We start from the raw sequence: 12,206 nt of genomic DNA, 5'->3' as shown, positions 1-12,206 counted from the left end.
TCGGGCGCTTCACAGCAGACCCCCTCGGGGGGCGGTCGTGCCACGCGCTGTTCCGCCCTGTGGAACACGTCCGCGTCACGTCCCGGCCCCACGCTCCCGCCCGGCGGACCCGGGGTACGGGGCGGCTCAGGCGTGCCGTCCCATGGCACACCCGCTTGTCCCGGAGCGCGACGGGCACGGAGCGTTGCCGTGGTGCGCCGCCGCGCACCGCCCCGTCGAACCCCCACACGCCCGGAGGACCGATGCTCGCCGCCGTCGCCGTACGCCAGGACCCCGCCGACCCGCTCGGCGGGCTCGAACTGCGCGAGGTGCCCGAGCCGGTGGCCCCGCAGGGCTGGGCCGTGGTCAAGGTCGTCGCGGCGGCGCTGAACCACCACGACATCTGGACGCTGCGCGGCGTCGGCCACCCCGCCGACCGGCTGCCGATGGTGCTGGGCTGCGACGCCGCCGGATACGACGAGGACGGCAACGAGGTCGTCATCCACCCGGTGATCGGCGACCCCCAGGCGGGCGGGGGCGACGAGACCCTCGACCCCGGACGGGCCCTGCTGTCGGAGAAGCACGACGGAGCCTTCGCCGAACTGCTGTGCGTGCCGCGCCGCAACCTCGTCCCCAAGCCGGCGTCGCTGTCCTTCGCCGAGGCCGCGTGCCTGCCCGTCGCCTGGCTGACGGCGTACCGGATGCTGTTCACCCAGGCCCGGATCCGGCCGGGCGACCGGGTGCTGGTGCAGGGCGCCGGCGGCGGGGTGGCCTCCGCGGCGATCACCCTGGCCCGTGCAGCCGGGGCCAGGGTCTACGCGACCAGTCGCTCGGAGCGCAAGCGCACGGCGGCCCTGGAGATGGGGGCCCACCTCGCGCAGGCCACGGGGGAGCGGCTGCCGGAGAAGGTCGACGTGGTCGTGGAGACCGTCGGTGAGGCGACCTGGTCGCATTCGCTGCGCTCGCTGCGCCCGGGCGGCACGGTCGTGGTCGCCGGGGCGACCAGCGGGGCCAACCCGCCGGCCGACCTGAACCGGATCTTCTACCTCCAGCAGCGGGTGCTGGGCTCCACCGGCGGGACCCGTCAGGAGTTCGTCGCGCTGCTGCGGTTCATGGAGAGCGCCGGGATACGGCCCCGGATCGACCGGGAGATCCCGCTGTCCGGCATCCACGACGGCTTCCGCGCCATGATCGACGGCGAGGTCACCGGGAAGGTGATCGTCAGGCCGTGACACCCGCGCCGCGCCGGCGGCGCCCCGGGACGCACCGATCGCGGTGCCCCGTACGGAACGACTGGGCCGTATGCCCGATTGTGACGTACGTGGCACCGCGATTTCTGTTTTGCCTGCCCTTGACTGTTCACACACGCCAAACCGTTCTCTACAGTGGACGCACGTCCACTGAAGTGGTCGCCAGGAACGTGCGGAGGCGAACATGCTCGACCGTGTCCCGATCGACGATGTCACCGGTGCCACCGGCCCGGACACCCCTCGTGAGCAGCAGACCGCCGTGGACAAGGCGCTCACCCTGCTGATGTCGCTGGCCGAGGAGGACCGCGAGGTCGGTGTCAGCGAACTCGCCCGCCGCACCCGACTGACCAAATCGACCGCGTTCCGGCTGCTCGGCATCCTCCAGCGCAACGACGTCGTCGAAAGAGTGGGCAGCAGCTACCGCCTGGGCCCCCAGCTCTTCGACATCGGCCGTCGGGTCTACGGCCCCACTCCGCTGATGCTCCAGGAACGGCTGCTGCCCTTCCTCACGGAGCTGTACGTCCTCACCCAGGAGACCGTGCACCTGGCCATCCTGCACCGCACCGACGTCATGTACGTCAACAAACTGCACGGCCACCGCCGCGCCCGCACACCCACCCGGATCGGCTCGCGACTGCCTGCCACCTGCACCGCCGTCGGCAAGGCCCTCCTCGCCTTCGACCACGACGCGGCCGAACAGGCGATCGCCGACGGACTGCCCGCACCGATGCCGAACTCGCTGACCGACCCCGAGGACCTCCGCGCCGAACTCGCCCGGATCCGCCGCGAAGGGATCGCCCACGAGCGCGAGGAGATCCTGCCCGGCGTCTGCTGCGTGGCCGTCCCCGTCATGGGGGCCGGCGGGCGACCCGTGGCCGCCATCTCCGTCTCCGGAGCGACGGGACGCTTCGACCCCACACGCATCGCCCCCGAACTGCGCCGGGTCGCGTTCGAGGCCGCCAGGGAACTCGGAGCGACGACCCGCCCGCGGCCCCGCGGAATGCCCGAAACCAACCGGCAGAAGGCCGCCGCCTGAGCCGTTCCACCGCCGGAACCGTTCCACCGCGGCGGACCGTGCGACCCACCCGACCGGACACCCCGCCCCGCCCCGACCCGCGGACCGTAACGCACCCGGGCGGCGCCTCACGGGGCCGGGGCGCCCCTCCCGGACCCGTGCGTACGGCCCCGCACCCCGCCGGTCCCCGGCTGGACACGGGGCACACTGACCACGACATGCACCACGCTCTCCCTCCCCTCGAGCGAGGCGTACAGGTGCGGACGGTCACCGGGAAACCGAACGAAATCGCCCGCACCCAGCTCCACTGGGGCGTCCTCCGGCCCCACCCTGACCCGCCCACTGATCACATACAGATGCTCCAGCGTGCCCACCGGATGCGGTGCGGACCGACCCTCGCCGCGTACGCGCAGGATGTAGTTCTCGATGACACCCGAACCGTAGACGTGATCCAGACTGCGGCTCTCGTACCCCTCGTGCCGCTGCCAGACGGCCTCGTCCCCCGGACGCACCGTCATCACCTGCTCGCGCTCCGCGACCAACCGCGTCACCGGCACACCCAGCGCCACCGCCACCGCGAACAGCGTCTCCACGGTGGGATTGCCCGTGCCCTGCTCGACCTTGGACAGATTCTGCTTCGACAGACCGGCCTGCCGGGCGAGCTCGGCCAGCGACAAGCCGCGCTGCTCCCTGAGGACGCGAAGGTTCCGCGCGACCACGTCGTTTCCTGTTGACACCGCACCACCATAGGTCACTTGAACCACCCGATCCCGGCCCGGCCATGCCCGTCCCCACCCACCCCACCGCCCGGCCCCGCACCCCGAACCGGCCCCCGAGCCCACCGCCCGGACGCCCCAACCACCGGCCCCCGCGCCCACCCCCGGACCCCACGCCACCCTCCCGCGCACACCCCCGCCCCGCCCCACCACCACGGCGCATCGAGGACGGCCACCGACCCGGCCCGACCCACCCCCGCGCATCCCCACGCCCCGGAGCGCCCCTCAGCCCTGCGAGAACGCGCCCGCGCGCCGTCCACCCCGTGCGGCAGCATGGACGCCATGTCCGTACTGACGCGCGATGAAGCGCAGACCCGAGCCCGGTTCCTCGACGTACACCGGTACACGATCGACCTCGATCTGACCACGGGGGAGGAGACCTTCGACTCCCGCACCGTCATCCAGTTCACCGCAGCCGCGGCCGGAGACACCTTCGTCGAACTCAAACCGGCCACCCTCCGCTCGATCAGCCTCGACGGACACCCCCTCGACCCCGCCGACCTCGTCGAGAACCGCTTCCCCCTCACCGGCCTCACCGCAGGCCCCCACGAACTGCGCGTCGACGCCGCCATGCGCTACTCCCGCACCGGCGAAGGCATGCACCGCTTCACCGACCCAGCCGACGGCGAGACCTACGTCTACACCCAACTCTTCATGGAGGACGTCCAGCGCGTCTTCGCCGCGTTCGACCAGCCGGACCTCAAATCCGTCTTCGCACTCGCCGTCACCGCCCCCGAAGGCTGGACCGTCCTCGGCAACGGCATCGCCGAACACCGAGGCGACGGCCGCTGGACCCTCGCCCCCACCCCCCTCATCTCCACCTACCTCGTCGCCGTCGCCGCCGGCCCCTGGCACTCCATCACCACCGAACACGCCGGACTGCCCTTCGGCATCCACTGCCGCCGCTCCCTGGCCCCCCACCTCGACGCCGACGCCGACGAGATCCTCGACATCACCCGCGCCTGCTTCGACCGCTTCCACGAGAAGTTCGACGAGCCCTACCCCTTCGACTCCTACGACCAGGCATTCGTCCCCGAATTCAACGCCGGCGCCATGGAGAACCCCGGACTCGTCACCTTCCGCGACGAATTCGTCTACCGCTCCGCCGTCACCGACACCGAACGCCAGACCCGCGGCATGGTCATCGCCCACGAAATGGCCCACATGTGGTTCGGCGACCTCGTCACCCTCGCCTGGTGGGACGACATCTGGCTCAACGAGTCCTTCGCCGAGTACATGGGATACCAGACCCTCGCCGAAGCCACCCGCTTCACCGACACCTGGGTCGACTTCGGCGTCGCCCGCAAGGGCTGGGGATACGACGCCGACCAGCGCCCCTCCACCCACCCCGTCGCCCCCGACCCCGCCGCCGTCCCCGACACCGCGTCCGCCCTGCTCAACTTCGACGGCATCTCCTACGCCAAGGGCGCCTCCGCCCTGCGCCAACTCGTCGCCTGGCTCGGCGAGAAGGACTTCCTGGCCGGCATCAACACCCACTTCGCCCGCCACAAGTTCGCCAACGCCACCCTCGCCGACTTCATCGACAGCCTCGCATCGGCCACCGACCGCGACGTCCACGCCTGGGCCGACGCATGGCTCCGCACCACCGGAGTCGACACCCTCACCTCCCGCATCCAGGAGTCCGACGGCACCTGGACCGTCACCGTCGACCACCACGGCAACCGCCCCCACCGCATCGCCATCGGAGCCTACGACCACGCCCCCGACCTCTCCGGAACCGCCACCCACACCGGCCCCGGCCACCTCGTCCTGCGCGACCGCATCGAGATCGACGTCCCCGGCAACGGCACCACCGATCCCCTGCCCGACAACCGCCCCGCCCTTGTCGTCCCCAACGACAGCGACCTCACCTACGCCAAGGTCCGCCTCGACGCCACCTCCTGGCACACCGCCCTCCAACACCTCTCCGGCATCCCCGACGCACTCACCCGCGCCGTCGTCTGGAACGCCGCCCGCGACATGGTCCGCGACGGCGAACTCGCCCCCACCACCTACCTCGACACCGCCCGCACCCACCTCCCCCACGAAACCGACCTCGCCCTCGCCCAAGGCGTACTCGCCTTCGCCGGCACCCACATCGCCGGCCACTACCTCACCCCCGACAACCGCCCCGCCGCCCTCGCCACCCTCACCGCACTCTGCCGCGACCTCATCCGCCGCACCGAGGACGGCCACAACCCCGGCCTCCGCCTCATCGCCGTACGCCACCTCATCGACGCCGCCACCCAACCCGACACCATCCAGGACTGGCTCACCAACGGCACCGTCCCCGGCGGCCCCGAACTCGACCCCGCACTGCGCTGGCGCATCCTCACCCGCCTCGCCGTCCTCGGCGCCACCGACGAAGCCCGCATCGCCGCCGAACTCGAACAGGACCCCAGCGCCACCGGACAGGAAGGCGCCGCCCGCTGCCGCGCCGCCCTCCCCACCCCCGAAGCCAAAGCCACCGCCTGGCACGCCCTGTTCAACGACGACAGCCTCTCCAACTACCTGTTCACCGCCACCGCCCAAGGCTTCTGGCAGCCCGAACAGACCGACCTCGTACAGGACTACGTGTCCCGCTACTACCCCGAAGCGATCCGCCTCGCCGCCCGCCGCGGCCCCGCCATCGCCGAAGCTACCGGCCGCTACGCCTTCCCCGCATACGCCGTCGACACCGACAACCTCCACCTCGGCCGACAGGCCCTGACCGACAAGGACCTCACCCCCGCGCTGCGCCGCAAACTCATCGACCAACTCGACGACCTCCGCCGCGCCCTCGCCATACGCGAAGCCCACTGACCCACCCACCACCGGGCCCGTCGGCCGGCACCGAACCCCCACCGACGTCCGCCGACGGGCCCCGCCCCACCATCCGCACCCACCAGCCCCACCGCCCCCCGCCACCACCCAACCCCCGTACCACCACCTGTGCCCGGCGCACCCCACCACCCAGGGAGGCGCCGGGCACACCCATGACCAGCCCCCACTACCACCCCAACAACCCCACACGCATCCCACATCCCCCTTTCGAGTTCAGATCACCCCAACCCCCCGGCCACGCCCCCAAAAACCGGAAAAGCTGGCATGCCCACCCATGCCCGCACACCGCACCCGAAGGGCCCCGCCGCCATGCCCACCCCACCCCTCGCCGGCTCCACCACCGGCCCCGCCGCACTCCGCCCCCTCCTCGACACCGTCCTCACCGCACTCCACGACGGCGCCCGCCGACGCGACGGCCCCCTCCCCACCGGCGGACCCGACACCGTCACCCACCACACACGCACCACCACCCACCCCCTCATCCCCGACCACGGCACCGGCCCCCACAAAGCCCTCCGCACCCTCATCACCGCCCTCGCCGAAGGCGCCGCAGACCCCGCACACCCCCTCTGCGCCGCACACCTCCACACCCCACCCCTCGCCCTCGCCACCGCCGCCGACCTCGCCGCCTCCGCCCTCAACCCCTCCATGGACTCCTGGGACCAGGCACCCGCCGCCTCCACCCTCGAAGCCGACACCACCACCGCCCTCGCCACCGAGATTTACCCCCACCACCCCTCACCCGACGCACTCATCACCACCGGCGGCACCGAAGCCAACCAACTCGCCCTCCTCCTCGCCCGCGAACGCCACGGCCCCATCCAGACCATCCACGCCGCCAACGCCCACCACAGCATCACCCGCGCCGCCTGGCTCCTCGGCCTCCCCGAACCCGAAGTCATCCCCGCCCCCACCGGCACCATGGACCTCACCGCACTCCAACAAACCCTCACCCGCCACCACCACCGCCCCCCGTTCGTCATCGCCACCGCAGGCACCACCGACACCGGCCGAATCGACCCCCTCACCGACATCGCCGACCTCTGCACCACCCACGGCGCCGAACTCCACATCGACGCAGCCTACGGCGGACCCCTCCTCTTCAGCCCCACCCACCGCGGCAAACTCCACGGCCTCGACCGCGCCCACAGCGTCACCCTCGACCTCCACAAACTCGGCTGGCAACCCGCACCCGCCGGCATCCTCGCCGTCCCCCACCACACCCACCTCCACCCCCTCCACCACCACGCCCCCTACCTCAACGCCGACGACGACACCGAAGCCGGCCTCCCCGACCTCCTCGGCCGCTCCCTGCGCACCACCCGCCGCCCCGACACCCTCAAAATCGCCGTCACCCTCAAAGCCCTCGGCCGCGACGGACTCGCCGACCTCATCGACCGCACCATCACCACCGCCCACCACCTCGCCGACCTCATCACCAAAACCCCCACCCTCGACCTCTACGACCGCCCCACCATCACCACCGTCCTCTTCCGCCCCACCGACGCCGACGACCACACCGTCGCCACCATTCGCCGCACCCTCCTCACCCGAGGCCACGCCGTCCTCGGCCGCGCCCACACCGGCAACCGCCTCTGGCTCAAAGCCACCCTCCTCAACCCCCACACCACCCCCGACGACCTCCACACCCTCCTCGACCTCGTCAACGACCTCACCCACGAACTCACGAAAGGCAACACCCCCCGATGACCGACCGGCCCACCCCACGCCCCGACCGGCCCCACGACCTCGTCGGCATCGGCATCGGCCCCTTCAACCTCTCCCTCGCCGCACTCGCCCACGGCATCCCCACCACCCACCACCCCCTCACCACCGCCTTCTACGAACAACGCCCCGCCTTCCACTGGCACCCCGGCCTCCTCATCGACGGAGCCAGCCTCCAAGTCCCCTTCCTCGCCGACCTCGTCACCCTCGCCGACCCCACCAGCCCCTGGACCTTCCTCAACTACCTCCGCGCCCGCGACCGGCTCTTCCCCTTCTACTTCGCCGAACGCTTCCACATCCAACGAGCCGAATACGACGCCTACTGCCGCTGGGTCACCCACCAACTCCCCGGACTCCACTTCAACCACCACGTCGACGCCATCCGCTGGAACGACCGGAACGACTACTTCGAAGTCGACTACACCCAACTCGACACCAGCGGCGAAGCCCAAGCACTCGGCCGCACCCACACCCGCAACATCGTCCTCGGCATCGGCACCGAACCCCACGTCCCCGACCCCCTCAAACCCCTCGCCGAAGCCCCCTCAACCCCCGTCTTCCACTCCGGCGACTACCTCCACCACCGCCAAGCCCTCCTCGACGCGGAACACATCACCATCATCGGCTCCGGACAATCCGGCGCCGAGATCTTCCTCGACCTCATCCGCGCCCGCCCCACAGGCCGCGAAAACCTCCACTGGCTCGCCCGCACACCGGCCTTCGCCCCGATGGAGTACTCCAAACTCGGCCTCGAACACTTCACCCCCGACTACAGCCACTACTTCCACGCCCTCCCCGAAGCCACACGCGACGCACTCGTCCCCCACCAATGGCAGCTCTACAAAGGCATCGACGCCGACACCATCGCCGCCATCCACGACGAGCTCTACCGCCGCACCCTCCACGGCGGCTGGCCCCACACCACCCTCACCCCCGGCGTCACCGTACGCACCGCAGGACACACCGAAGGCGCCCGCATCGAACTCCACCTCGAACACACTCAACAACACACCCGCACCACCCTCACCACCGACGCCGTCATCCTCGCCACCGGCTACCACGAACGCCCCCTCGACAGCATCCTCAGCAGCCTCGAACCCCACCTCCACCGCGACAACTCCACCCGCCCCCGCATCGACCCCCACTTCCGCCTCGTCCTCGACCCCGCCATCACCGGAAACATCTACGTACAGAACGCCGGACGCCACACCCACGGCGTCGGAACCCCCGACCTCGGACTGGCCGCCTGGCGCAGCGCCACCATCCTCAACCACCTCACCGGCACCACCCCCTACCCCCTCCCACAACGCACCGCCTTCACCACCTTCGGCCTCACCCCCACCACGCCTCCCGCCCCCACCTCACCCGTCCCCACCCAGAACCCCGAACGCACCCCACTCACCCGCAACCACTGACCCCCCACCACACACGAGGCAGCCGCCCCCTCCCGAACGACCGCCCCGCCAAACCGAGGCAGAGCGGCACACGACACCGGATGCCGCGCATCGCAAGACCGAGCGGCACCCACACACCGCATGCACGCGGGCGCCCCGACAACGCGGAAAGGCACCGCAGCCGTCGGAGCGCCCGCCAGGGACCACGGCCCAACCCCCAGGAGAAGACAGCCGCCCCACACCGGCCGGCCGAACGAGCACCGGCCGGCCCAACGACAACCCTCAGAACACCGGCACACCGTCCCGCGTCAGACGCCAGTCCACCGAAGCGAACTGCGCGGCATCCACCGAACCCTTCGCCTGCACCCAGGAGATGATCGTGTTACGGATCTCCTCCGAATTCGCCCACACCTGCTTGGCACCCGCCACATGCGGAAAATTACCCCCACCACTCGCCCGATAGTTGTTCACCGCCAACACGAACTCCGCCGCAGGATCGACGGGCTTCCCCTCGAACGAAAGATTCACGATCCGCGAACCACTCGGCTTCGCGATATCGATCTCATACGCCACCCCCGACACCGCGTCATAGTTGTAATCCGGGATGTTCTCCGCATTCGTCAACTTCGACGTGTCCACCGGAGCACCCGCAGGCGTCTGCACATAATAACGAGCCGAGAACTCCAGATACTCACGAATCTGCCCACCCGTCATCACCCGCGCCTCCAAGGTGTTCTCGAACGGATACAGACCCGCCGCATCCCTGATCGTCACATCCCCGGCCGGAATCCGCGCCGTACGCGAGAAACACGACGCCTGCGACAGCACCGGAAGCGACGCGTACGCACCACCCGCCAGCGCCTCCCTCACCATCTCCGTCTGGACGACATTGATCAGATCGATGATCGGCTCGTCCTTCCACGCCGCCTCCACTGTCGACATCGCCGCCGTCGACGTACCGATGACCTGATTGACGTACGCCACCACCTTCCGGTGCTCGTCCGCCAACAACCCCGTGATCTTCGGATCCTCCGCCACGGAATTCGAGTTCAGCACCCGCGAACCCGCCCGCTCCACCACCCAGCGACCCTTCTCCCACACCAGATCAAAATCGAACAGCGTCAGCCGCTGCCCCCACTTCAACGGCTCGGACAACACCACCCTCCTGCCCGTCCGCTCGTTCTCCACGAAATACTCGGGAATCTCCAGATGCGCGTGCCCCACCAGAATCGCATCGATACCCGGCACCTGCTCGGCCACCAGAGCCGCCGCATTCTCGACATACGGCACCTGATCACCGTACGACGACGTACCACTCGTCCCCGAATGAGCCGAGACGATCACGACATCCGCACCCATGGAACGCAACTTCGGCACGAACTTCGCCGCCTGCTCCTCCAGACCGGGAAACACCATCTTCCCGCCCACATTCGCCTTGTCCCAGATCGCCACACCCGGATTCGTCAACCCCAGAACCGCCACCCGCACATCCCGGCCGAACGGCGTACGCAACCGCTTCATCACATAAGGAGCGAACGCCGGCCGCAACGACTTCGCATCCAACGCATTCGCACCCAGCAACGGGAAATCACACTGCTCCTCGAACTTCCGCAACAACGGAATCCCGTAATTGAACTCGTGATTGCCCAGAGCCGCCGCGTCATAGCCGATCGCGTTCATCGCCTGCGCCATCGGATGCACCGGACCACGCCTCGCCGTGATCGGATCGACCTTCGCGTAGTAATACGACAACTGAGTGCCCTGGATCGTGTCACCCGCATCGATCAACAAGGTGTTGTGCCGCCCCTTCTCACGGCGCACCTGCTCCACCAACGTGGAGATCTTCGCCAGACCCACATCGTTGTGGTCCTTGTCGTCGAACTCCTGGTCCGTGAAGTAGTCCCAGTTGAAGACATTCCCGTGCAGATCGGTGGTCCCCATCACGGTGAACGAGTACCGCTTCGGCGGACGCCCACGACCACGGCCCCGCCCATGACCATCGGCCGCGGCCGGAACAGCGGAACCACCCGCCATCGCCGCCCCGGCACCGACGGCCGCCGACGTGCCCAGGAACGTCCTACGGTTCAGCGGCATTTCGTCTCCCACAGCTCGGTTCTCGCACAGCTCGGTCCGGATACAGCTCGGTTCTGGCGCAGCTCGGTTCACGTACAGCTCGGTTCACGTACAGCTCGGCTCCCGCGCCACGCCACCCCCTGGCACAGCCGGGACGGCCCGGACGAGGAACGGCACAACCGCACCACCCGCCACACCGCACCCCACCAGGGCGCACAACGCGCGTAGATAATGGCGCAGAAACCGCACGCCGCAACACCCCTCACAGGTTTCAATCCGATGACCAACCGCTGTCAGACCCGGATGTCACAGTGGACCCATGACCGACACCCCGGCGTCCTACGGCACCCCCGACCACCCCCGCGTCGCCGTCCGAGGCGAAGCCCGCCTCGAAGTCGACCCCGAAGTCGCCCACATCAGCGTCACCGTCACCGCCCGCGGCAAGGACCGCCGCACCGCCCTCGAAGACCTCACCCGCCGCAACGACACCGTCCTCGAACTCATCCGCTCCTACGGACCCGCCGTCGAGAAACTCGAAACCGGCGCCCTCTCCATCACCCCCGAACTCACCAAGAACGGCCGCGACGAAAAGATCCGCGCCTACCACGGGCACGTCCACATCACCGCCACCCTCAACGACTTCACCGCCCTCGGCGAGCTCATCACCCGCGTCGCCGACCTCGACATGACCCGCGTCAACGGCCCCTGGTGGGCCCTGCGCCCCACCTCACCCGCCCACGCGAACGCCCGCCGCGAAGCCGTCCACGAAGCCGTCCAGCGCGCCCGCGAATACGCCGACGCCCTCGGCTCCCACCTCACAGCCCTCATCGAACTCGCCGACCTCGGCGCCGAGAACACCGTCCCGGCCCTGCCCGCCCCCGCCGCAGGCTTCCGGGCACGCGCCGGATACGACGCCACCCCCGAACCGCCCCCCACCATCGACCTCGAACCACGACGCCAGACCGTCTACGCCCAGGTGAACGCCCGCTTCATCATGTCGCCGCCCGAACTATGAGCCACCCACCCCCGAAGAGTCACACCGAAAGGAGAAATGCTCATCCGAGCACCCCGCCGCCCAATTCAACACTTGTCAACAACCCTTCATTCAAAGGTTGTTGGCTAGTCACGCACGGCCAATTAACTACCCGTAGGTAAGGTCTAGGGTCGAACC

General features: G+C 69.6%; 8 protein-coding genes. 6 read left to right on the top strand and 2 right to left on the bottom strand.

The genetic code is table 11. From position 1 onward, the window contains the following. The first annotated feature begins 242 nt into the window (after positions 1-242). Together ACIHCL_RS00955 and ACIHCL_RS00950 are read left to right on the top strand one after the other, a co-directional pair. The gene (locus ACIHCL_RS00955; RefSeq protein ID WP_399855355.1) at positions 243-1,211 is read left to right on the top strand and encodes a zinc-binding dehydrogenase; all 969 of its coding nucleotides are present in this window, start codon (positions 243-245) and stop codon (positions 1,209-1,211) included. A gap of 202 nt (positions 1,212-1,413) precedes the next feature. Next, positions 1,414-2,265 carry an IclR family transcriptional regulator gene (locus ACIHCL_RS00950; protein WP_399855352.1) on the top strand — a complete coding sequence of 284 codons (852 nt, stop codon included), beginning with the start codon at positions 1,414-1,416 and terminating at the stop codon, positions 2,263-2,265. Between the two features lie 107 nt (positions 2,266-2,372). On the opposite strand, the gene ACIHCL_RS00945 is transcribed toward ACIHCL_RS00950, so the two are convergent. Next, positions 2,373-2,981 carry a helix-turn-helix domain-containing protein gene (locus tag ACIHCL_RS00945; protein ID WP_399855349.1) on the bottom strand — a complete coding sequence of 203 codons (609 nt, stop codon included), beginning with the start codon at positions 2,979-2,981 and terminating at the stop codon, positions 2,373-2,375. A 321-nt stretch (positions 2,982-3,302) separates the two neighbouring features. On the opposite strand from ACIHCL_RS00945, the gene pepN reads away from it, so the two are divergent. From pepN to ACIHCL_RS00930, 3 genes are all read left to right on the top strand, one after another. Then, positions 3,303-5,822 (top strand): aminopeptidase N, encoded by a 2,520-nt coding sequence (gene pepN, locus ACIHCL_RS00940; protein ID WP_399855348.1) that lies wholly within the window; start codon positions 3,303-3,305, stop codon positions 5,820-5,822. 330 nt (positions 5,823-6,152) lie between these two features. Next, entirely contained in the window at positions 6,153-7,553 is a 1,401-nt protein-coding gene (locus tag ACIHCL_RS00935) for a pyridoxal phosphate-dependent decarboxylase family protein (protein WP_399857073.1), read from the top strand. Next, positions 7,550-8,983, top strand: a complete 1,434-nt coding sequence (locus tag ACIHCL_RS00930) for a lysine N(6)-hydroxylase/L-ornithine N(5)-oxygenase family protein (protein WP_399855345.1) — start codon at positions 7,550-7,552, stop codon at positions 8,981-8,983. Before ACIHCL_RS00935 ends, ACIHCL_RS00930 begins: the two co-directional genes overlap by 4 nt. A 261-nt stretch (positions 8,984-9,244) precedes the next feature. Here ACIHCL_RS00930 and ACIHCL_RS00925 read toward each other — a convergent pair whose 3' ends face one another. After that, positions 9,245-11,056: a bifunctional metallophosphatase/5'-nucleotidase gene (locus tag ACIHCL_RS00925; protein ID WP_399855343.1), complete on the bottom strand. Its 1,812-nt coding sequence runs from the start codon at positions 11,054-11,056 to the stop codon at positions 9,245-9,247. 298 nt (positions 11,057-11,354) lie between these two features. Between ACIHCL_RS00925 and ACIHCL_RS00920 the strand changes: the two genes are divergently transcribed. Further along, complete coding sequence (locus ACIHCL_RS00920; protein ID WP_399855341.1) at positions 11,355-12,050, top strand: SIMPL domain-containing protein; 696 nt, start codon at positions 11,355-11,357, stop codon at positions 12,048-12,050. Positions 12,051-12,206: the final 156 nt, after the last annotated feature.

It is taken from the genome of Streptomyces sp. NPDC052042 (assembly GCF_044548345.1).
In the GTDB taxonomy this organism is placed as follows: domain Bacteria; phylum Actinomycetota; class Actinomycetes; order Streptomycetales; family Streptomycetaceae; genus Streptomyces.
Note: the sequence above shows the minus strand (reverse complement) of the source record. Positions and strands in the feature narration are given on the sequence as shown.